Here is a 19971-nt window from a genome sequence, read left to right as displayed (position 1 = left end):
CCCCGGCCCACGGCATCCCGTTCCTATCGGACCGGGAGTGTGCGTGGCCGCCACGATTCGCGGCGGGCCTCGAACTGCGCGATCTTGTCTTCGTTGCGCAGGGTGAGCCCGATGTCATCGAGCCCTTCGAGGAGCCGCCATCTAGTGTAATCGTCGATCCCGATGGAGGCCTGGAAGACGGGCTCTGCGTCGGCTGCTCCGCCGGGAACCGTGACGGTGCGCGCCTCGAGGTCGACCATGACCTTGCGGCCGGGACGCTCGTCGATCAGCTGCCAGATGCGCTCGATCTCGGCCTCTTCGACCGTGGCCGCGAGGAGCCCCTGCTTGCCGGAGTTGCCCCGGAAGATGTCGGCGAAGCGAGACGAGAGAACGACCTTGAATCCGAAGTCGCGCAGCGCCCACACCGCGTGCTCGCGGCTCGATCCGGTGCCGAAGTCCGGACCGGCTACGAGCACCGATGCGCCCTGGAACGCCGCCTGGTTGAGCACGAACTCCGGGTCCTGCCGCCAGCCGTGGAACAGGGCATCCTCGAAGCCTGTCTTGGTCACGCGCTTGAGGAAGACGGCCGGGATGATCTGGTCGGTGTCGACGTTCGAGCGCTTGAGCGGCGCCGCGATGCCCGTGTGAGTGGTGAACTTCTCCATCAGTTGCTCGCCTCCAGGTCTGCGGGGCTCGACAGCGTGCCGCGGATGGCGGTCGCGGCCGCTACCAGCGGCGAGACCAGGTGGGTGCGGCCGCCCTTGCCCTGACGGCCCTCGAAATTGCGATTGGACGTCGATGCGCAGCGCTCACCGGGTGCGAGCTGGTCCGGGTTCATGCCCAGGCACATGGAGCATCCGGCGAAGCGCCATTCGGCACCGAACGCCTCGACGATCTTGTCGATGCCCTCGGCCTCCGCCTCGATGCGCACCCGCGCGGAGCCGGGGACGACCATGACCCGCACGCCCTCGGCCTTCTTCTTGCCGTCGATGATCGATGCGAAGGCACGCAGATCCTCGATGCGGCTGTTGGTGCACGAGCCCATGAAGACGGCGTCGACCTTCACCTCCTTCAGCGGGGTGCCGGGAGCCAGGTCCATGTACTCGAGGGCTCGCTCGGCTGCGGCGCGCTCGTTGGCGTCGGCGAAAGCAGCGGGGTCGGGAACGGAGGCGGACAGCGAGCTGCCCTGACCGGGGTTCGTGCCCCAGGTGACGAAGGGCTCGAGCTCGTTCGCGTCGATGAAGACCTCAGCGTCGAACGTCGCGCCCTCGTCGGTGGGCAGCGTGCGCCAGTAGGCGACCGCGTCATCCCAGTCCTGTCCTTGAGGAGCGTGCGGCTTGTCCTTCACATAGGCGAAGGTCGTCTCGTCGGGTGCGACCATGCCGGCGCGTGCACCGGCCTCGATCGACATGTTGCAGATCGTCATGCGCCCCTCCATGGAGAGCGCACGGATCGCGCTGCCGCGGTACTCGAGCACGTAGCCCTGTCCCCCGCCGGTGCCGATCTTGGCGATCACGGCCAGGATGATGTCCTTCGCGGTGACACCGGGGCGCAGCGTGCCCTCGACGTTGATCGCCATCGTCTTGAACGGCTTCAGCGGAAGCGTCTGCGTGGCCATCACGTGCTCGACCTCGCTCGTGCCGATGCCGAATGCCATGGCGCCGAATGCGCCGTGGGTCGACGTGTGCGAGTCGCCGCACACCACGGTGATACCCGGCATCGTGAGACCCAGCTGCGGGCCGACGACGTGCACGATGCCCTGCTCAGCGTCACCCAGCGAATGCAGGCGCACACCGAACTCGGCCGCGTTGCGACGCAGGGTCTCGATCTGGGTGCGGCTGGTGAGATCCGCGATCGGCTTGTCGATAGCGAGCGTCGGGGTGTTGTGGTCTTCTGTCGCGATCGTGAGATCGAGACGCCGCAGCGGGCGCCCCTCGGCGCGCAGTCCGTCGAACGCCTGCGGGCTGGTGACCTCGTGCACGAGGTGCAGGTCGATGTAGATGAGGTCGGGCTCGCCGTTCTCGCCCTTGACGACGAGGTGGTCGTCCCAGACCTTCTCGGCGAGAGTGCGCGGCGCTGTGCTGCTGGTCATGCGGTGTGTTCCTTTGATGGCTCGAAGAGTCGGCCCATGATGGACTCCGCGACGAGGAAGGCCTTAGATCGAGGTCCCGTCGCGGCTGCTAAGAAGAAGAACCACCCGCCGCATGCCGGTCAGTTTACACGGCGTCGACGGGTGGTCCTTCGCCGTGTTTCACACAGCGGAACAGGTCGCGTTCAGCTCTCGACGACGGCCTTCCGGTCGCGGCGCGAGGCCACCAGGCTGGCGATCGTGGCCACGGCCATCGAGGCGAAGATGACGCCCAGGGACACCCAGTTGTTGATGTCGGGCGCCCACTCGATCGGCTGCCCGCCGTTGATGAACGCAAGCTCGTTCTCGTGCATCGCGTGCAGGATCAGCTTCACGCCGATGAAGCCCAGGATGAACGCGACGCCGTAGTGCAGGTAGCGCAGGCGGTCGAGCAGGTCGCCGAGCAGGAAGTACAGCTGACGCAGGCCCATGAGGGCGAACAGGTTCGCCGTGAACACGATGAACGGGTTGGTGGTCACGCCGAAGATCGCAGGGATCGAGTCGACGGCGAACATCAGGTCGGTGACCCCGAGCGACACGAACACGATCAGCATCGGCGTCCAGATCTTCTTGCCGTTCACGACCGTGCGGACCTTGGGGCCGTCGTACTCGTCGCTGATCGGGATGACCTTGCGGATCTGGCGGACGATGAAGTTCTCGGTCTTCGCGTCTTCCTCCTCCTTGTCGGGCATGGCCTGACGGATGGCGGTGAAGACGAGGAACGCACCGAAGATGTAGAAGATCGGGCTGAGGTGCTCGACGGCCGCGCCGACGATGATGATGAAGATCGCGCGCAGCACGAGCGCGATGATGATGCCGACCATCAGCGCTTCCTGCTGATAGCGACGCGGCACCGAGAACTGCGTCATGATCAGCACGAAGACGAACAGGTTGTCGATGGACAGGCTGTACTCCATCGCCCAGCCCGTGAGGAAGTCGAGCGACGACTTCGTGTCGCCGAAGAACGCGAGCGTGGCCGCGAAGATCAGCGCGAGGGTGACGTAGAAGCCCACCCACAGGGCCGACTCCTTGGTGGAGGGGATGTGCGGCCGCTTCAGGATGAGGAGCAGGTCCGCGATGAGGATCACGGTGAGCACGATCAGTGACGTGACTTCGAACCAGACGGGAATCAAGGGATTGACGCCTTTCGGAGGGTTGGTGATGACCGAAAGTCTCTCCCCGCATGTGACATGCTTCGCACGGCCGGAGCAGCTTTGATGGTGCTCGTGATGACGATCCGTGCGATCTCGGGATACTCCCTCTCGCTCTTTCGATCGTACCGGATCTGAGACGATCCCCGGTTCCCCGACACTTCCGATGTGAGAGACACTCTGAGAAGCGACTCGATCGGAAGAGGCATGCCGGCAACCACGCAGGACCGCGAGTGGGCCGCTCGGGCGGCATCCGGTGATCAGGATGCGTTCCGGGCGATCTACCGCGAGCATGTGCGCCCCGTGTACTGGATCGCCCACGGGATCCTCGGTTCGGCATCCGATGCCGAGGATGTGGTGCAGGAGACCTTCGTCGTCGCGTGGCGGAAACTGCCGGGGTTCGAGCTGCTGGGCGAGTCGCTGCTGCCGTGGCTGGCGACGATCTGCCGCTTCCAGGCCGCGAATCGGCTGCGCCGCCTCCGCCGCGACAGGGCCAGTACGGCGGATGCCGTGGACGAGACGCTTCCGTCGACGGTGAGCGTCGAGGATCAGGTGATCACCGCGTCGCTGGCCGCCCGGATCGCTGCAGAGGTGGAGCGCCTCGACGAGATCGACCGGGAGATCTTCCGGCTGTGCGCGGTCGACGGGTACGCCTACGAGGCTGCGGCCGCCGAGCTGGGGGTCAGCCATGCCGTCGTTCGGAATCGTCTCTCCCGGGTGCGCTCGCGGCTTCGCGGCGCCGTCAAGGAAGCGAGAGACGCATGAGCGAGAAGACCGGGCTGCCGCCGCTGAGTGACGAGAGCATCGCAGGGATGGAGCGTGCGATCCTCGACAGGATCAGTCACGAGCCACGTGCCGGCACCGCCGGCCGTGAACACCGGCGGCGACGCGGGTGGATCACCGCGCTCGGTGTGGCCGCGGCGTTCGCGGCCGGGGCGCTCGTGGTGCCCCCGCTCATGAACGGGCTGGGGCCGGGTGCGGGGTTCTCGAGCACCTCCGACGGGTCGTCCGGGGGCTCGTCCTCCGGTGGCGCCGTAGGCGAGATCGCTCCGGATGCCGCTGTCGACTCCGACGGCGGAGCCACGACCGACTCCGGTGAGTCGGACGGCGCGGTCGCTCCGCGGGACGAGCACGGGTCGAAGGGAGCCGACGACCCCATCGCCACCGTCGACGACACCCGGGAGATCATCGTCACCGCCGAGATGACCCTGCGGGTCGACGACGCGAAGGACGCCGCGGACGATATCGCCGCACTGGCGGTCGAGCACGGCGGCTTCGTGGAGTCCGCCTCTCTCGGCCTCGATCCGGATGCCGGCGACATCGCCCCCGAGCAGCCGCGCGAGCCCGGGACCGGATGGATCAGCATCCGGGTTCCCGCGGCCGATCTCGACGAGGTGATGGCCGCCGTGGGCGATGACGCCGAGGTGGTGCGCTCGTCGATCTCGCGCGATGACGTCACTGCGGCTGCAGTGGATCTGCGCGCACGGATCGATTCGGCCCGCACGTCGGTCGAGCGCCTCACCGAGCTCATGGGCAAGTCGGGCTCCGTCGGCGATCTCATCGCCGCCGAGTCGGCGCTGAATGAGCGGCAGGCGCAGCTGGAGAGCTACGAGCAGCAGCTGAAGCAGCTAGACGAGCAGGTGGCGATGTCGACCATCTCGATTCAGCTGACCGAGCAGACCGCCGCTGCCGAGGCCGACCCCGCAGGGTTCGGCGACGGTCTTCTCGCAGGGTGGAACGGGCTCGTCGCCAGCCTGAACGGAATCGTGGTCGCCGTCGGGTTCCTGCTTCCGTGGCTCGGCATCGCGGCGATCGTGCTGCTCGTGGTGTGGCTGGTGCGCAGGAGGCGCCGCACAGCGGGACCGACCGAGGCATAGCGTGCGCGTCGCGCTCAGCGCTGCTGTCGTGGCACTGCTCTGCGCGGCGGCGAGCCAGGCGGTCGTGATCACCTCGGTCGAGACGGTCGGCCAGTGGGGCTGCGGGTGGATTCCTCCCGCTCTCGCCACCCTGTCAGCGCTGCTTCAGACCGTCGCCCTGCTCGCGCTGCTGCGACACTCGGGCCGCGTGCATCCCGGCCGGTTCGTGCCGGTGCTTCTCGTCGCCGCGTCCGCATGGTCGTTCGCCTTCCTCGCCGCGTGGTCGTGGTCGATAGGTTTCGACAGGGCCGACGCCGGACTCCCCCGCACGCCGTTCAGCGAGGGCCTCGGACTGCTCCTGCTCTGCGGCTGGGCTCTCGGGGGCGTCGCCGCTGCCGCGGTCGTGTCGGAACTCGGTTCCACGCTTCCGAGGACGGCGCGGACGGCTGCGGCCGCCGTCGCCGGCATCGCCGCACCTGCCGTGCTCGGGCCGGCGATGACGCTCCCCTCCGCCGGCGCGCTGCCGAGCCTCGTCCTCATCATCTTCTGCGTCCGGAAGATGGCCATCCCCGCCGCGCTCGCCACAGCTGCGCCTGCCATGCCCATCACGCACACTGCACGGCCTCTGACCACGAGCAGCGGAGCCGTGCTGCTCGGCTCTGCCGCCGTCGGCCTGGCATCCGTCGCGTTCGCGCTGAACGGTGGAGGACTCATGCCGGCCATCGACTCGACCCGTGCGATGCAGATAGGGCTCGCGTCAGGTGCGCTCTCGGGCATCCCTCTGCTCTGGATCGGCGCGACCCGCCTTGCCGCACGGCACCCAGCCGGCCGGATGCCGATCTGGTGCGCGACAGCGCTGATCATCGCCGCTGTGGCCGTCGAGGCGGCCACCGCGCTGAGTGGCGCCGGCAGAAGCGGCGATGCTCCTTAGGCCACGGTCGCGCCGGCCGCCGCAGGGCTCGGGCTGCTCACCTGGGCGCTCGCCCCCGTCTCGCGCGGGCCGCGCCTGGTGCTCGCCATGGCAGTGAGCGCGGCCTCGCTCTTCCCGCTGTGGTTCGCCCTGACGACTGCGGGCCTGCTGCTCCCGCCGTTCTCGGCACTCGTGGCCGTCCGTGCGATCGCCGCGAGGCGTCGGCGGACACGAGCACCAGCTGACCGCGTACTTCCCTGAATTCACGCGGTATACAAGAAGTCTTGTGGTGTTGCTGTGGCGCCCATAGCGTTGCCGACGTGGAAGAGATCTCCGTCATCACAGCCGTGCATCACCCCCTGCGTCGGCGCATCGTCGACCACCTGCATCTGCACGAGACCGCGCAGGTGGGCACCCTGGCGCGAGCGCTGAACGTGCAGGTAGGCAGCATCAGCCACCATCTGCGCATGCTGCAGCGCGCCGGCATGGTCGAACAGGTCGAAGATCCGACCGGCGACCGACGCACGAGCTGGTGGCGCCTGGTGAGGCACTCGCTCAGCTGGTCGAGCCGGGATTACGCTGACGCGCCTGCCGCAGCGTACCTCGCGCGTGAGGCGCAGCGACTCAACCTGCGCCACCAGCTCGAGCGACTGCAGCAGTGGAATCGGGTGAGCGCCGACAGCGATGTCGAAGCGTTCAGCACCGATGCCTTGGCCTGGGCCACCGCGGCTGAACTGGCCGAGCTGCAGCACCGGATCACCGAGGCGATCGATGCATGGCGAGCGAGCATCGCTCGAGACGACGGCCAGGAGCGGATGCCCGTCTTCTTCTTCGCCCACGGCTTCCCCACGGAGGTGTGAGGTGACGGCGGCCGACTCCCTGAGGGTGCGGACTCCCCCGCCCCTCAGGCGTGACGTCATGGTGCACTGCTGGCTGGCCGTGAAGGCGCTGTCCGACGCCGGCGACGCGGTCTGGACCATCGCGGTCGCATGGACAGCGGTGCAGATCGCTTCTCCGGCGGTCGCAGGGCTGGTCGTCGCAGCAGGCACGGTTCCCCGGGCAGTGATCCTGCTGATCGGCGGCGCGGTCGCCGATCGCGTCGATCCGCGTCGGATGATGCTGCTGTTCAACGGCATCCGCGTCGTCGTCCTCGCCATCGCCGCGCTGTGGATCCTCACTTCTGAGCCGACCGTCGCCGTCCTGCTGGCCGCGACGATCGCATTCGGGGTCTGCGACGCCTTCTACGAACCGGCCGCCGGCACGATCCCCCGCCAGCTGGTGAGACCGGCCGATCTTCCGACCTACTCCGCCCTCAGCCAGACCCTGAGCCGCCTGGGCACGATGGCTGGCGCGGCGACCGGCGGATTCCTCGTCGCCTGGGCCGGCATGCCCGGCAGCGCGGCCGCCGATGCCATCACATTCACCGTCGTCATCGCGTTCATCGCGATCTGGCTGCGGCCACGCTTCGCGCTTCCGCGGAGCGCCCACGGTGACGGCCTGCTGCGCGGAGTGGCATCCGGGTTCCGGCATCTCGCCGCGGAGCCCGCGACCAGAACCCTGGTGCTCGCCCTCTCGGGCCTCAACCTCGCCGTCAGTCCGGCTCTCGCGATCGGACTCGCCCTGCAGGCCACCCAGCACGGCTGGGGTGCTTCGGCGGTCGGCCTGTTCGAGGCCCTGGTGGGCGGCGGGGCGATGCTCGGCGCGGTCGTGGTCGTGCGCCGCCGCCCGCGACATGAGGCCTTCGGGGCATTCTGGGCGCTCGTGGTGCAGGGCGCCGGCATCGCATTGCTCGGAGTCGGATCGCCGTGGGTGGTGGGTGCGGCCTGCCTGGTCATCGGCATGACGGCCGGGTTCGCCTCGGTGCTGCTCGGTGCGACCTTCGCCGCCACCGTCGCGCCCGACTACCTGGGGCGGATGTCGTCGATCACCAGACTCGGCGACGACTGCCTGATGCCGCTGGCGATGGCGGCCTTCGGAGCGCTCGCGACCCTCCTGCCGCTGTGGGTGCCGTTCGTGCTGTACGGCAGCGCCCTCATGGTGCTGATGGTGCCACCGCTGCGCAACCGCAGCCTGCGCGCGATCAGCCTGCGCGGAGACGACGATCGGGCCTAGGGCATACGCGCCAAGCGGGAAAGCCCCTTCGAGACGAGATCGCCGCTCGGATACGGTTCGGTCATGACAGCTCAGACCTTCACCCCACGACGCGCGATCGTCACAGCGTCCGACTCCGGCATCGGCGCCGCGACAGCACTCGCACTCGCCGACGCCGGAATGGATGTCGGCATCACCTGGCACAGCGACGAGGAGGGTGCTGAGCAGACCGCCGCCGGAGTGCGCGAACGCGGCCGCAGAGCGGTCGTCACCCGTTTCGACGCGACTGCGCTCGACAGCGTGGCCGAGGTGGTGGACGAGCTCGCGGAACGGCTCGGCGGCGTCGACGTCTTCGTGAACAACGCCGGGGCGAGCGTTCCGCGCCCGTTCCTCGAGGTGCCACTGAGCGAATGGCGTGAGACCGTCGCGCTGAACCTCGACGGGGCGTTCGCCGGGATGCAGACCGCAGCGCGCCGTATGGTCGCCGCAGGAGCCGGCGGCCGCCTCATCGCGGTGACCAGCGTGCACGCCCATCAGCCGCGCGTCGGCCTCGCCGCTTACATCGCGGCCAAACACGGACTCTCGGGCCTGATCAAGACCATGGCTCAAGAACTCGGCGCCCACGGGATCACCGCGAATGCGGTGGCGCCCGGTGAGATCGCCACGGCTGCGAGCGGCCGGACGTCTGCGGACGCCGACCGGACGCACCGACCTGGAGTGCCGCTCGGGCGACCGGGCAAGGCAGAAGAGGTCGCCGCGGTGATCGCTTTCCTCGCATCTCCGCAGGCGAGCTACGTCACGGGATCCGACTGGAGTGTCGACGGCGGGATGCTGCAGATGGGTCCGCAGGCCGGGTCGCACCTGCTAGACGATGCCTGGCGCGAGGGCTGAGCATCCCCGAACCGAAAGAAGAAGGCCCTCCGGATTCCGGAGGGCCTTCTTCTTGTCAGTGACCCCAGCGGGATTCGAACCCGCGTTACCGCCGTGAGAGGGCGGCGTACTAGGCCGCTATACGATGGGGCCGTCACTGCAACCGTTCAAGTATGCCATGACGATTCGTGCCCCGCCAAATCGAGGCGCCCACCGCGTGGCCGTCGTCAGGCGATCATGTCCTTGACCATCGGCACGACCTTCTCGCCGTACAGTGCGATCGAGTCCATCATCGCCCCATGGCCGATCTTCGACTGGTCGTACTTCAGATCGAAGCGGTCGAGCCGGAGCGTCTTCAGGGTGCTGGCGATCTTGCGGGCGACGGTCTCCGGCGAGCCGATGTACAGTGCGCCGCCGTCGATCTCGCGTTCGAAGTCGCCGACCGCCGGCGGACCCCAGCCGCGCTCCTCTCCCATCCGCGTCCGCATCGCGAGCCAGCCGTCATGCGTCATGGCACGTGCCTGCTCATCGGTCTCGGCGACGAGACCAGGAGAGTGCACGGCGACCGGCTTGTGCTCCACGCCGAACTGATCCTGGGCACGCTCGAACAGGTCGACGTACGGCGCGAAGCGAGCGGCAGGGCCCCCGATGATCGCGAGGAAGAGCCCGAAGTTATAGCGCGCCGTGCGCACCACGGAGTCGGGGCTGCCGCCGACGCCGACCCAGGTGCGGATGCCGTTCTCGGTTGAGGGGAAGACGCGCTGGTCCTGCAGCGCCGACCGCGTGCTGCCCTGCCAGGTGACAGGCTGTTCGGTCAGCAGCTGCGAGAGCAGGTCGAGCCGCTCTTCGAACAGCTCCTCGTAGCGACGCAGATCGAATCCGAAGAGCGGGAACGACTCGATGAAGGATCCGCGTCCTGCGACGATCTCAGCGCGCCCGTTCGAGACCGCGTCCAGCGTCGAGAAGCGCTCGAAGACCCGCACGGGGTCGTCGGAGCTGAGCACGGTGACGGCCGAGCCGAGACGGATGCGCTCGGTACGCGAGGCGATGGCGGCGAGCACCATCTCGGGACTCGACACGGCGAAATCCGGACGATGGTGCTCGCCGACACCGAAGAAGTCCAGGCCGATGCGGTCGGCCAGCACCGCCTGATCGACGATGTCCCGGATCACCTGCGGGTGCGGAACGGGGTTGCCCTGTGCGTCGGACGTCACGCCACCGAAGGTGTCGAGGCCGAACTCGATGTCAGTCATGCTGTCGGGAACCACGGCATCCCGAGATTCATTCCCGTGAATGCACATCGGTCACGAAAGGCAGAAGGCCCTCCGATCATTCGAAGGGCCTTCTGTGTCGCTGTGACCCCAGCGGGATTCGAACCCGCGTTACCGCCGTGAGAGGGCGGCGTACTAGGCCGCTATACGATGGGGCCGTTCGGGCCCGGTGAGGGCCGTTCTGGCAACCGTAGAAGTCTGTCATGCCGCTCGGCGTGAGGCCAAATCGACGCCGGTCGACTATGCATCGCGGGCGTGTCGCGTCAACCGGTTTGCCCGATCGATGCCAGGCCAGTTGACTTCCGTCATGCGAATCACCAAGTACGAGCACGCCGCGCTGCGAGTCGATGAGGCTGGCAGGAGCCTGATCATCGATCCTGGTTCGTTCACCACCCCCCTCGACGAGCTCGGCGACGTCGTCGCGGTGGTCATCACTCATGAGCATCCGGATCACTGGACGACGTCGCATCTCGATCGCATCCTGCGCGCGTCGCCTGGCACGCCGATCTTCAGCACCGCCGGAGTGGCGGCGGCGGCGGCAGACCACGAGATCACCGTCGTCGCGCCGGGTGACGAGCTGGTGATCGGAGGGTTCGCTCTGCGCTTCTTCGGCGGCCGGCACGCCATCATCCACGAGAGCCTCCCCGAGATCCAGAATCTCGGCGTCCTCGTCAACGACGAGCTCTACTACCCCGGGGACTCCTACGCGGTGCCGGAAGGAGTCGAGGTCAGCACCCTCGCCGCGCCGCTGGGGGCTCCGTGGCTCAAGATCGGCGAGGCGATGGACTTCGTGCTCGCGGTCGCCCCCCGGCGCTGCTTCGGCACCCACGACATGACGCTGTCGACCATCGGCCGGACGATGCACCGTCAGCGCCTGCAGTGGGCCACCGAACAGGGTGGGGGTACGTTCTTCGAACTCGAACCGGCGCAGAGCCTCGACGTCTGACCCTCGGGGCGACGCTCGCAGCATCTGCAGTGTCAGAGGCCGGGCTGTGCCGCCCGCACTCGCAGGTCTCGAGCCAGGTCGTCCCGCGACTCGATCACGAGCCTGCGCAGAGCGCCCGGCGCATCGGCGTTCTGCTCGAGCCAGGCATCCACCGCCTCAGTGCTGTCCGTGGCGGGGAACAGCCCCAGCACGAGCCGCTGCGCGAGTTCGATGCTGCGCTCCGACCAGGCGTCGCGGATGCGCGTGAAGTACTCGGCATCGAAGCCGTCGATGAGATCACGGCGTCCACCGGCGCGGAAGCCGCCGATCGTCGCATCGAGGTGATCATTGCTCAGGCTGGAATCGTTCCACGCCGACTCCCACGCCCCCGCGCGCGTCGACGCGACGGGCCGGGACGCCAGAGCCCGGATCTCGGCCGTACGGCCGGCAGCCGTGTCGTCGGCGGCGCGCTCGGCGGCGATGGCCTCGGCGTCGGCATGCCCGGTCGAGGCGAGAGCGGTCAGCAGCAGCCAGCGGAGGTCGGCGTCCATCGGCAGCCCCTGCGGCGCGTCGCCGTCGAGGATGGCGCGGACGTCGGCGGCACGGGAGTCGTCGAACGACGACGCAGCGGCGAACGCGCGTGCCCACGACAGCTGCGCGTCGCTGCCCGGATCGGCCTCCTGCAGTGCAGAACAGGTGGAGTCGACCCAGGCGCGGCGCTGGTCGGAGCGGTCATCGTCCGACACGTAGTGGCCGATCGCGAACGCCGCGTTGAGCAGGGTCGCGCTCAGCAGACCGACGTTCGACTCCGCCGGAGCGTGCGAGCGGACGATGTCGAGGTAGCGGGTGGCGGCGAGCTCGCCGTCACGGGTCGCGTTCCACAGCGACGACCAGATGAGCCCGCGCGCGAGGTCGTCCGACAGGGTGGACAGCGACGCGGCGACCGTGTTCAGCGAGCGCTCGTCGAGTCGCACCTTCGCGTAGGTGAGGTCCTCGTCGTTGAGGAGGGTCAGATCTGCATCCGGGATCTCCACCTCGGTGCGCTCCTGGTCGACGGTCAGCTCGATCCGCTCGCGCAGGGCGAGCGCTCCGTCGACCGAGTCGTAGAGCCCGACGCGCAGACGATGCGGGCGGGGTGCGACCTCACCACTGTCCTGCACGATGACGCGACGACCATCGGCATCCGTCTCGAGCCAGAGCGCGGATACCCCACTGGTCTCGAGCCACGAACGGGACCAGTCGCGCAGCGGCTGCTCCGAGGCGGCTTCGAGCTGGTCGAGCAGGTCGCCCAGGGTCGTGTTCCCGAACGCGTGCGCGACGAAGTACCGGCGGGCGCCTTCGAAGAAGGCGTCTTCGCCGACGAAGGCGACCAGCTGCTTGAGTACCGAAGCGCCCTTGGCGTAGGTGATGCCGTCGAAGTTCAGCTTGGCGGCCTCGAGATCGGGGATGTCGGCGACGATCGGGTGAGTGGTGGGCAGCTGGTCCTGCCGGTACGCCCAGGTCTTGCGGCTGTTCGCGAAACGCGCCCAGGCATCGGTGAAGCGGGTCGCGGCCGCCGAGGCATGGGTGCCCATGTAGTCGGCGAACGACTCCTTGAGCCACAGGTCGTCCCACCACCGCATCGTGACGAGGTCGCCGAACCACATGTGCGCCATCTCGTGCAGGATCGTGTTCGCCCGGCCGCCACGCTGAGCATCGGTCGCGGCACCGCGGTTGATGTACGCCTCGGTGAAGGTGACGAGTCCGGGATTCTCCATCGCGCCGAGATTGTACTCGGGAACGAAGATCTGGTCGTACTTGCCCCAGGGGTACGGGTAGGCGAACGCGTCGGTGAAGAAGTCGAGTCCCTGGCGGGTGACCTCGAGGATCTCATCGGCCTCGAGGTGCTCCGCGAGCGATGCGCGACACAGCACGCCGAGCTCGATCCGCTGGTCGTCGCGCGTCCACTCCCCGTCGATGCGGGCGTAGGGACCGGCTGCGACCGAGGTGATGAAGCTGGAGATGGGCAGCGTCGGGGCGAACTCGATCGTCTGCACGCCGATGCCGGGTGTCACGTGCGCGGGCGACTGGTTCGACAGCACGTGCCAGCCCGCGGGCGCGGTGACCTCGAACGTGTAGGCGGCCTTCAGGTCGGGCTGCTCGAAGCAGGCCATGACCCGGCGCGAGTCCGCCGGCTCGTACTGCGTGTACAGATAGGTCTCTCCGTCGACCGGGTCGTGGAACCGGTGCATGCCCTCGCCCGACCGGCTGTAGGCGGCGATGCCCTCCACCCGGACCACGTGCGAGCCGCCCAGTCCGTCGATCAGGATGCGCGCGCCATCCCACTGCACGTCGCGGGCTTCGCCGTCGACGGTGACCGAATCGACCGACTCGCCGATGAAGTCCAGCCAGGTCGTCGACTCCGTCGCGTCGAACGTCAGCGTCGTCGCGGTGGGGAAACCCGTCCGAGCACGCTCGGGTGCACCGGCGAGGTCGAGTTCGACGCGCACCTCGTGCAGCGTGATCGACGCGGCGCGACGGGCGGTCTCATCCTTGGTGAGGTTGGCGGAGCTCATCACACCATCGTGTCATGTCGCGCGGGATCATGCCGAGGCCGACACCGGCACCTTGGCGAGAGCCTGCTCGAGGTCTGCATGCAGATCATCGACGTTCTCGAGACCGATCGACAGGCGCACGATGTCGGCACCAGGTCGCGCGTCCGGCGCGACCGGTCGGTGGGTCAGGGCGGCGGGATGCTGGATCAGCGAGTCGACGCCACCGAGCGAGACCGCGTGGGTGAAGAGGCGCACAGCACCCGTGAGCGCCTCAGCCGCCGAGTATCCGCCGGCGAGTCTGATGGCGATCATCGCTCCCCCGCCTCTCATCTGCCGGCCGATCAGCCCGCGTTCGTCCGCGAATTCGGGATACAGCACCTCGCTGACAGCCGGGTTGCGCCGAAGAGCGTGCGCGAGGGTACGGGCCGACGACTGCTGCGCGTGGATGCGCATGGGCAGTGTCGCGAGACCACGGTGCAGAAGGTACGCCCCCAGGGGATGCAGCAGCGCGCCGGTGATGGCGCGCACGCGGCGCAGTGCCTCGGCCGTCTGCTCGCTGCACGAGATCACGCCGGCGATCACGTCGCCGTGGCCGCCGATGTATTTGGTCGCACTGTGCAGCGACATCGCCGCACCGAGGTCGAGCGGGTTCTGCAGCAGGGGCGTGGCGAACGTGTTGTCGACGAGCACCGGGATGCCGTCGGACTGCGCCACGACCGCAGCGATGTCGACGAGGTCGAGCGTGGGATTCGCCGGCGTCTCGAGCACGATCATGCCGGTGTCGGCGCGGATGCTGCCGCCGACCTCGTGCTCGTGGCAGAAGGTGACCTCGGCCCCGAGAAGGCCTGAGTCGAGCAGGTGGTCGGTGCCACCGTACAGCGGGCGCACGGCGACGATGTGCTTCTTGCCCGCCGCCGTAGTGTGCGCGAGGATCGCGGCCGTCATCGCGGCCATGCCCGAACCGAAGGCGACCGATGCCTCGGAGTGCTCGAGCTCGGACAGCGCCTCCTCGAAGCGGGCGACCGTCGGGTTCCACAGCCGAGCGTAGACGTTGCCTCCGCCGGGGAGCGGATGCCCGCCGGTCGCCATCGACTCGTAGGAGTCGCCGCCGTGCAGGATGTCCGGCAGCGGGTTGGTCGAGGAGAGGTCGATGGGGGCGGCGTGTACGCCCAGCGCGCCGAAGTCGGCGCGACCGGCGTGAACGGCGACGGTGTCGGGGTGCAGCGGCATGTCGGACATGTGTCGATCCTGCTCCCCCCGACCATCCAGGTCCAGCATGATTGTCGCGAGAAGCCGAAGCGCGGGCGTAGTTTGTTCTGAGAACAATGAGACATCGAGCTGAGGAGCGCAAATTGGCTGCAGCACAGCAAGGAGCCATCGATGAGCTCGATCTGCGCATCCTCGGAGCTCTGGTCGACGATCCCCAGGCGCCCATCAAGGATCTCGCGCACAGGCTGGGCATCCCGGCCTCCACCTGCGCCTTCCGGCTGCGCACCCTGCGCAGCAGGGGTGTCGTCACCGGGCCGCGCGTCGAGATCGATCCGGCCGCCGTGGGCGCCGCGGTGCAGGCCGTGATCCGGGTGCGACTCGGGAACCACAGCAAGGAGGGCGTCGAGACGCTGTTCGACGCCCTCGCGGCGACGCCCGGAGTGCTTCAGGTCTTCCACATCGCCGGCGCAGACGACTTCCTCGTGCACGTCGCCGTCGCCGATGCCGCGGCCCTGCGCGACATCGTGCTCGAGCGCATCACCGTGCACGACATCGTCCGTGCCACCGAGACCCAGCTGGTGTTCGAGCTGCGCGAGGGTGCGGGCGTCATCCCCCGCCGCTGAGGATCAGACCTCGGCGGGGCTCTCGTCGAGACGATCGGCCACCGGCTGCCCGGCGAATCGCCGTGTCGTGAGCCACAGGACCACTCCGACCGCCAGCAGGATCGCGGCGAACAGCCACACGATCGGCCGCTGCTGGGTGAGCAGCACGACGCACGAGATCACTCCGAGCACGGGAACGAAGGTCCATACCCGGAAGTGCTCGTGCTCCACGCGCTGGCGTCGCAGCACCAGCACCGACACGTTCGCGCTGATGAAGACGAGCAGCAGCAGCAGCACGACGGTTTCGGCCAGGGTGGCGAGATCGCCGATGAGCGTGAGTAGCATCGCCACCACGGTGGTCGACACGATCGCCACCCATGGCGTGCGCCGGTTCGGCAGCACTCGACCCAGGGGCGCCGGGAGCAGTCCCTGCTCGGCCATACCGAACGCGAGCCGGCTGGCCATGATCATGGTGAGCAGCGCGCCGTTGGCGACGGCGATCAGCGCGATGAGGCTGAACAGCCACGACGGCACGCTCATACCCGTCGCCTCCACGACAGCGAGCAGGGGTCCGGAGGATGCCTGCAGCTCGTCGCTCGGCAGCGCCGCTGCGCTCGTGACACCGACCAGCATGTACACGATGCCCGCCGTGATCAGCGCGCCGAACAGCGCCCGCGGGTACACCCGGCTGGGTCGCCTGACCTCTTCGATCACGTTCGCCGAGGTCTCGAATCCGACGAACGAGTAGTACGCGACGATCGCACCGCCGAGCACGGCGCCCGCCAGTCCGACGCCGTCCGGCAGCTCCGTGGCGCGGCCGAGGTCTCCCCCACCGCCGCCGACGAACAGTGCGACGACGACGATGACGATCACCAAGCCCGAGAGCTCGATCGCCGTCATCACGAGGTTGGTGCCCATCGACTCGCGGATGCCGCGGGCGTTGAGCAGCCCGATGAGCACGAGGAACACCATGGCGGCCGGGATCACGGGCACGTCGATGAAGGTCGCCAGGTAGTCCCCCGAGAACGCGATCGCGAGCCCCGCCGCGCTGACGACGCCCGCCGCCAGCATGCTGAACCCGACCAGGAACGACAGCAGCGGGCTGCGGAACGCGCGTTCGGCGAACACCGCCGCTCCTCCCGCCCGCGGATATTTGGTCACCAGCTCTGCATACGACCCCGCCGTCAGCAGCGCGAGCAGCAGAGCCACGACGAGCGGAGCCCAGAGCATGCCGCCCGCGCTCTCGGAGAGCACGCCCATGAGTGCGTAGATGCCTGCTCCGAGAACGTCGCCGAGGATGAACGCGAAGAGCATGGGCCCGCTGATCGCTCGGCGCAGACGGGGAGGGTTCTCGGCAGTGTCCATGGACCCGACCGTAGGGGCCGGGCAAGACAGGGCGCACCCGGCTTGACACCCGCGCGCGCCGACCGATAGGCGGAGCCGGGATTGGGGGTCAGGCCGTCGCGTCGGCCTCGCGACGAGGCAGAACCCATCCGGCGCGCGGGAAGTGGCAGGTGTAGCCGTTGGGATAGCGCACAAGATAGTCCTGATGCTCCGGCTCCGCCTCCCAGAACGGGCCCGCGGCCTCGATCGTCGTCACGGCCGGGGCGGGCCACAGGCCCGAGGCGTCGACGTCGGCGATGGTCTCGCGGGCGATGCGCTCCTGCTCGGAGTCGAGAGGGAAGATCGCCGAGCGGTAGCTGCTGCCGATGTCGTTCCCCTGGCGATTGAGGGTCGACGGATCGTGGATCTGGAAGAAGAAGGCGAGGATGTCGCGGTAGGTCGTCTGCGCGGGATCGAAGACGATCTCGAGCGCCTCTGCGTGCCCGGGGTGGTTGCGGTAGGTCGCGTGGTCGTTCTCGCCGCCGGTGTAGCCGACACGCGTGGCCAGGACTCCGGGCTGACGACGGACGAGATCCTCCATGCCCCAGAAGCAGCCGCCCGCGAGCACAGCCGTCTCCGCACCGTCGCGGCGGGTGATCTCTCCGGTGTCGCTGGTTCCGCTGGTCATGTTCGTCTCCTCTTGACTCGAGTCCGGATGCCCGGGTCTTCCATTCTGCATCCGCCAGGGCGGTCAAGGGCCGTCTCGGCATCCCTGCCCGGGAATGCGGAGCACAGCGTCTAGGTTGGTGCTGAGTGCCCCTGTCCGGGCACGTCTCGGCATCCGAGGAGAGAAATGCGCCCCTATCTCGACAAGTCCGCTCCCGACGTCTGGAAGGCCGCCGGCGAGTACTCGCGCGCTGTGGCGAGCGAGGCCCAGCGCAGTGGTCTGACCCTGCAGGAGAGCGAGTACATCAAGGTGCGCGCGTCGCAGATCAATGCATGCGCGTTCTGCCTCGACCTGCACACTCGTGAGGCCCGCGGCGCCGGCATCAGCCAGCAGAGGATCGATCTGCTGCCCGCGTGGCGCGAGACCTCGCTGTACTCAGAGCGCGAGGCGGCCGTGCTGGCGATTGCCGAGGCCGCCACCCGAATGCCGCTCACGGAGGAATCGAAGGCAGATCTCTCCGGTGCGCGTGCGGTGCTGGGAGACGAGACCTTCGCCGCAGCCGAATGGGTCGCCCTGACCATCAACATGTTCAACCGGATCTCGATCCTCAGCGAGCACCCGGTGCGCCCGCGAGGCGACGACGGGAAGGTGCTGTCATGACCGCCGAGCGCTTCGAGGTGCGCGATGTGCCCGGAGAGTCGCGATACGTCCTCCTCGATCATGGCGACGACGGCACCTCGTCGAAGGAGATCGGTGAGGAGTCGTACGTCGACGTCGGCGAGGAACGGGTGCTCTTCCACACCGGGGTCTCCGACGAGTACGCCGGGCAGGGCCTGGCCTCGAAGCTGGTACGCGCGGTCGTCGATGACGTGATCGCCGCGGGCAGGCGCATAGTGCCGGTCTGCCCGTATGTCGTGGCCTGGCTGCCCAAGCATCCCGAGTACCAGGCCCACGTGGTCGAACGACGCAGCGAGCACGTCGCCGCGATCAAGGCCCAGACCCGCTGAAGGACACGCCCATGATCATCACTGCGCTCGTTCTCGCCGGCCTCGCGGCGCTCATCCACGTCTACATCTTCTACATGGAGTCGCTCGCATGGACCAGTCCGCGCGTGCGGGCGACGTTCGGCACCTCCCCCGAGGAGGCGCGGGCGACCAAGGAGATGGCGTACAACCAGGGGTTCTACAACCTGTTCCTGGCATTGACGACGGCGATCGGCATCGTCCTCATCGCGAGCGGCGCCGGCGAGGCCGGAGCGGCGCTCGTCTTCGCCGGCGCCGGATCCATGGCGGCGGCCGCGACGGTGCTCTTCGTCTCGAGCCCCGACAAGCGCGGCGCCGCTCTGAAGCAGGGGGTGCTGCCGCTGCTCGCGGTGATCTGCCTGGCGATCGGGCTCGCTCTACGGGGCTGAGCTACTCGCGGGGCCGCAGCCTGACCGTCGGCAGCGGGGGCGCGGGCAGAGGCGCGAGCTGGCCGTCGGGATACGGCCCGAACAGCGCCGGTTTGCCCTCGTCTCGCGGGTCGAGGTCGTCGAACCCGAGCTCGGCCTGGTAGCGACGCCGGAACTCCTCGATCTCGTCGTGGCTGCGCCCGATGAAGTTCCACCACATGACGATCTGCTCGCCCAGCGGCACGCCGCCGAGCAGGATCACCCTGGCACCCTCAGGACCCGCCGAGATCACCATCGTGTCCGCACCGGTGGGCACGTAGCCGAGCTCGCGATGCTGCACCGCTGCGTCGTTCACCGCGATCGACCCGGTCTCGGCGAGGGCCGCATGCTCGAAGTCGCGACGCACGGGCAGAGTGACCCGTGCGTCGGGTGGCAGGATCAGCTCGGCGCCGAGCATGTCGGGAGTCCGCGTGTCGACGGGTGACGTGGATCCGAGCAGCGAGCCGATGAACACCCGCACGCTCGCGCCGGCGAGCTCGACGGGTTCGGGAGCGTAATGCGCGAAGCCGTGAGCCGAGAAGCGCGTGGCATCGGGCAGGGCGTACCAGAGCTGCACGCCGTGCAGCACGGTCGTGTCGGGTGTGCTGATCTCCTGATGCGTGATGCCCTGACCTGCGATCATCAGGTTCAGCTCGCCGGGCAGCACGGCCGCCGACACGTCGTTCGAGTCGAGGTGCTCGATGCGCCCGGTGAACAGCCATGAGACGGTGGCGAGACCGGTGTGCGGATGCCGAGGAACCTCCATGCCGCCCGTCACGGCGACATCATCGGGGCCATAGTGATCGAGGAAGCACCACGCCCCGACGAGCGAGCGACGCCTCTGCGGCAGAGTCCGGTAGACCGTCATGGCCCGGATGCCACCGAGGGGCACCTCGCGAGGACTGAGCACCTCGACGGATGTGCACGGCTGACCCGGCTCCAGCACGCTGAGCGGCGGATCCTTCTCGAGATTGGTCATCGCGGCTCCTCGGGCGGGCTCGGCTGCGGTCGGGATGCAGCCAGCGT

The 19971-nt window shown here is 68.5% G+C and carries 20 protein-coding genes and 2 tRNA genes; 11 read left to right on the top strand and 11 right to left on the bottom strand.

Translation table 11 applies throughout. From position 1 onward, the window contains the following. Positions 1–23 precede the first annotated feature (23 nt). From leuD to AB0N59_RS10725, 3 genes are all read right to left on the bottom strand, one after another. Positions 24–644 (bottom strand): 3-isopropylmalate dehydratase small subunit, encoded by a 621-nt coding sequence (gene leuD, locus AB0N59_RS10735; protein WP_363482702.1) that lies wholly within the window; start codon positions 642–644, stop codon positions 24–26. After that, positions 644–2071 carry a 3-isopropylmalate dehydratase large subunit gene (leuC, locus tag AB0N59_RS10730; protein WP_363482699.1) on the bottom strand — a complete coding sequence of 476 codons (1428 nt, stop codon included), beginning with the start codon at positions 2069–2071 and terminating at the stop codon, positions 644–646. Before leuC ends, leuD begins: the two co-directional genes overlap by 1 nt. A 182-nt stretch (positions 2072–2253) precedes the next feature. Next, entirely contained in the window at positions 2254–3240 is a 987-nt protein-coding gene (locus tag AB0N59_RS10725) for a TerC/Alx family metal homeostasis membrane protein (RefSeq protein ID WP_363482697.1), read from the bottom strand. A 225-nt stretch (positions 3241–3465) separates the two neighbouring features. On the opposite strand from AB0N59_RS10725, the gene AB0N59_RS10720 reads away from it, so the two are divergent. From AB0N59_RS10720 to AB0N59_RS10695, 6 genes are all read left to right on the top strand, one after another. Further along, positions 3466–4023, top strand: coding sequence for a sigma-70 family RNA polymerase sigma factor (locus tag AB0N59_RS10720; protein WP_363482694.1), 558 nt, complete (start codon positions 3466–3468; stop codon positions 4021–4023). Continuing rightward, positions 4020–5135 (top strand): DUF4349 domain-containing protein, encoded by a 1116-nt coding sequence (locus AB0N59_RS10715; protein ID WP_363482691.1) that lies wholly within the window; start codon positions 4020–4022, stop codon positions 5133–5135. Before AB0N59_RS10720 ends, AB0N59_RS10715 begins: the two co-directional genes overlap by 4 nt. A 1-nt stretch (position 5136) precedes the next feature. Next, positions 5137–6045 (top strand): hypothetical protein, encoded by a 909-nt coding sequence (locus AB0N59_RS10710; RefSeq protein WP_363482688.1) that lies wholly within the window; start codon positions 5137–5139, stop codon positions 6043–6045. A gap of 299 nt (positions 6046–6344) precedes the next feature. Then, positions 6345–6884 (top strand): helix-turn-helix domain-containing protein, encoded by a 540-nt coding sequence (locus AB0N59_RS10705; protein ID WP_363482685.1) that lies wholly within the window; start codon positions 6345–6347, stop codon positions 6882–6884. Between the two features lies 1 nt (position 6885). After that, positions 6886–8136 (top strand): MFS transporter, encoded by a 1251-nt coding sequence (locus tag AB0N59_RS10700; RefSeq protein WP_363482682.1) that lies wholly within the window; start codon positions 6886–6888, stop codon positions 8134–8136. Positions 8137–8199: 63 nt separating this feature from the next. Beyond that, positions 8200–9006, top strand: coding sequence for an SDR family oxidoreductase (locus tag AB0N59_RS10695; RefSeq protein WP_363482679.1), 807 nt, complete (start codon positions 8200–8202; stop codon positions 9004–9006). A 59-nt stretch (positions 9007–9065) separates the two neighbouring features. Here the strand turns inward: AB0N59_RS10695 and AB0N59_RS10690 are convergent. The 3 genes from AB0N59_RS10690 to AB0N59_RS10680 all read right to left on the bottom strand — a co-directional run bounded on the left by AB0N59_RS10690 (position 9066) and on the right by AB0N59_RS10680 (position 10414). Beyond that, positions 9066–9138: transfer RNA gene (locus AB0N59_RS10690), tRNA-Glu, on the bottom strand. Between the two features lie 74 nt (positions 9139–9212). Next, the gene (locus AB0N59_RS10685) at positions 9213–10238 is read right to left on the bottom strand and encodes an LLM class flavin-dependent oxidoreductase (RefSeq protein WP_363482676.1); all 1026 of its coding nucleotides are present in this window, start codon (positions 10236–10238) and stop codon (positions 9213–9215) included. 103 nt (positions 10239–10341) lie between these two features. Then, a tRNA-Glu gene (locus AB0N59_RS10680) sits at positions 10342–10414 on the bottom strand. 149 nt (positions 10415–10563) lie between these two features. Between AB0N59_RS10680 and AB0N59_RS10675 the strand changes: the two genes are divergently transcribed. Beyond that, positions 10564–11202 (top strand): MBL fold metallo-hydrolase, encoded by a 639-nt coding sequence (locus AB0N59_RS10675; RefSeq protein WP_363482673.1) that lies wholly within the window; start codon positions 10564–10566, stop codon positions 11200–11202. A 32-nt stretch (positions 11203–11234) separates the two neighbouring features. Here the strand turns inward: AB0N59_RS10675 and pepN are convergent, their stop codons facing one another. Both pepN and AB0N59_RS10665 read right to left on the bottom strand, forming a co-directional pair. After that, entirely contained in the window at positions 11235–13736 is a 2502-nt protein-coding gene (pepN, locus tag AB0N59_RS10670; protein ID WP_363482670.1) for an aminopeptidase N, read from the bottom strand. A gap of 27 nt (positions 13737–13763) precedes the next feature. Next, complete coding sequence (locus AB0N59_RS10665; protein ID WP_363482667.1) at positions 13764–14954, bottom strand: PLP-dependent aspartate aminotransferase family protein; 1191 nt, start codon at positions 14952–14954, stop codon at positions 13764–13766. Positions 14955–15067: 113 nt separating this feature from the next. Between AB0N59_RS10665 and AB0N59_RS10660 the strand changes: the two genes are divergently transcribed. Next, on the top strand, positions 15068–15547 hold the full coding sequence (locus tag AB0N59_RS10660; protein WP_363482664.1) for an Lrp/AsnC family transcriptional regulator: 480 nt from the start codon (positions 15068–15070) through the stop codon (positions 15545–15547). 3 nt (positions 15548–15550) lie between these two features. Here AB0N59_RS10660 and AB0N59_RS10655 read toward each other — a convergent pair whose 3' ends face one another. Both AB0N59_RS10655 and msrA read right to left on the bottom strand, forming a co-directional pair. Beyond that, complete coding sequence (locus tag AB0N59_RS10655) at positions 15551–16891, bottom strand: APC family permease (RefSeq protein WP_363482661.1); 1341 nt, start codon at positions 16889–16891, stop codon at positions 15551–15553. Between the two features lie 88 nt (positions 16892–16979). After that, positions 16980–17537, bottom strand: a complete 558-nt coding sequence (msrA, locus tag AB0N59_RS10650; protein ID WP_363482658.1) for a peptide-methionine (S)-S-oxide reductase MsrA — start codon at positions 17535–17537, stop codon at positions 16980–16982. Positions 17538–17702: 165 nt separating this feature from the next. Here msrA and AB0N59_RS10645 point away from each other — a divergent pair, with 165 nt between their 5' ends. From AB0N59_RS10645 to AB0N59_RS10635, 3 genes are read left to right on the top strand one after another with little or no spacing between them, the layout of a single operon-like run. Beyond that, the gene (locus AB0N59_RS10645) at positions 17703–18176 is read left to right on the top strand and encodes a carboxymuconolactone decarboxylase family protein (protein WP_363482655.1); all 474 of its coding nucleotides are present in this window, start codon (positions 17703–17705) and stop codon (positions 18174–18176) included. Further along, complete coding sequence (locus AB0N59_RS10640) at positions 18173–18523, top strand: GNAT family N-acetyltransferase (RefSeq protein WP_363482652.1); 351 nt, start codon at positions 18173–18175, stop codon at positions 18521–18523. The genes AB0N59_RS10645 and AB0N59_RS10640 overlap by 4 nt, the downstream gene beginning before the upstream one ends. Positions 18524–18534: 11 nt before the next feature. Continuing rightward, positions 18535–18927: a DUF1304 domain-containing protein gene (locus AB0N59_RS10635; RefSeq protein WP_363482650.1), complete on the top strand. Its 393-nt coding sequence runs from the start codon at positions 18535–18537 to the stop codon at positions 18925–18927. 1 nt (position 18928) lies between these two features. Here the strand turns inward: AB0N59_RS10635 and AB0N59_RS10630 are convergent, their stop codons facing one another. Continuing rightward, entirely contained in the window at positions 18929–19924 is a 996-nt protein-coding gene (locus AB0N59_RS10630; RefSeq protein ID WP_363482647.1) for a pirin family protein, read from the bottom strand. Between the last annotated feature and the right edge of the window lie 47 nt (positions 19925–19971).

The organism is Microbacterium sp. NPDC089321 (assembly GCF_040684935.1).
Taxonomy (GTDB): Bacteria; Actinomycetota; Actinomycetes; order Actinomycetales; family Microbacteriaceae; genus Microbacterium.
Note: the sequence above shows the minus strand (reverse complement) of the source record. Positions and strands in the feature narration are given on the sequence as shown.

Bases quoted from the DNA above. Each gene is read 5' to 3' on its own strand.
- msrA (WP_363482658.1), bottom strand. From the start codon at position 17,537: ATGACCAGCGGAACCAGCGACACCGGAGAGATCACCCGCCGCGACGGT.
- AB0N59_RS10640 (WP_363482652.1), top strand. From the start codon at position 18,173: ATGACCGCCGAGCGCTTCGAGGTGCGCGATGTGCCCGGAGAGTCGCGA.
- AB0N59_RS10665 (WP_363482667.1), bottom strand. From the start codon at position 14,954: ATGTCCGACATGCCGCTGCACCCCGACACCGTCGCCGTTCACGCCGGT.
- leuD (WP_363482702.1), bottom strand. From the start codon at position 644: ATGGAGAAGTTCACCACTCACACGGGCATCGCGGCGCCGCTCAAGCGC.
- AB0N59_RS10655 (WP_363482661.1), bottom strand. From the start codon at position 16,891: ATGGACACTGCCGAGAACCCTCCCCGTCTGCGCCGAGCGATCAGCGGG.
- AB0N59_RS10685 (WP_363482676.1), bottom strand. From the start codon at position 10,238: ATGACTGACATCGAGTTCGGCCTCGACACCTTCGGTGGCGTGACGTCC.
- AB0N59_RS10645 (WP_363482655.1), top strand. From the start codon at position 17,703: ATGCGCCCCTATCTCGACAAGTCCGCTCCCGACGTCTGGAAGGCCGCC.
- AB0N59_RS10715 (WP_363482691.1), top strand. From the start codon at position 4,020: ATGAGCGAGAAGACCGGGCTGCCGCCGCTGAGTGACGAGAGCATCGCA.
- AB0N59_RS10630 (WP_363482647.1), bottom strand. From the start codon at position 19,924: ATGACCAATCTCGAGAAGGATCCGCCGCTCAGCGTGCTGGAGCCGGGT.
- AB0N59_RS10635 (WP_363482650.1), top strand. From the start codon at position 18,535: ATGATCATCACTGCGCTCGTTCTCGCCGGCCTCGCGGCGCTCATCCAC.
- leuC (WP_363482699.1), bottom strand. From the start codon at position 2,071: ATGACCAGCAGCACAGCGCCGCGCACTCTCGCCGAGAAGGTCTGGGAC.
- AB0N59_RS10695 (WP_363482679.1), top strand. From the start codon at position 8,200: ATGACAGCTCAGACCTTCACCCCACGACGCGCGATCGTCACAGCGTCC.
- pepN (WP_363482670.1), bottom strand. From the start codon at position 13,736: ATGAGCTCCGCCAACCTCACCAAGGATGAGACCGCCCGTCGCGCCGCG.
- AB0N59_RS10675 (WP_363482673.1), top strand. From the start codon at position 10,564: ATGCGAATCACCAAGTACGAGCACGCCGCGCTGCGAGTCGATGAGGCT.
- AB0N59_RS10720 (WP_363482694.1), top strand. From the start codon at position 3,466: ATGCCGGCAACCACGCAGGACCGCGAGTGGGCCGCTCGGGCGGCATCC.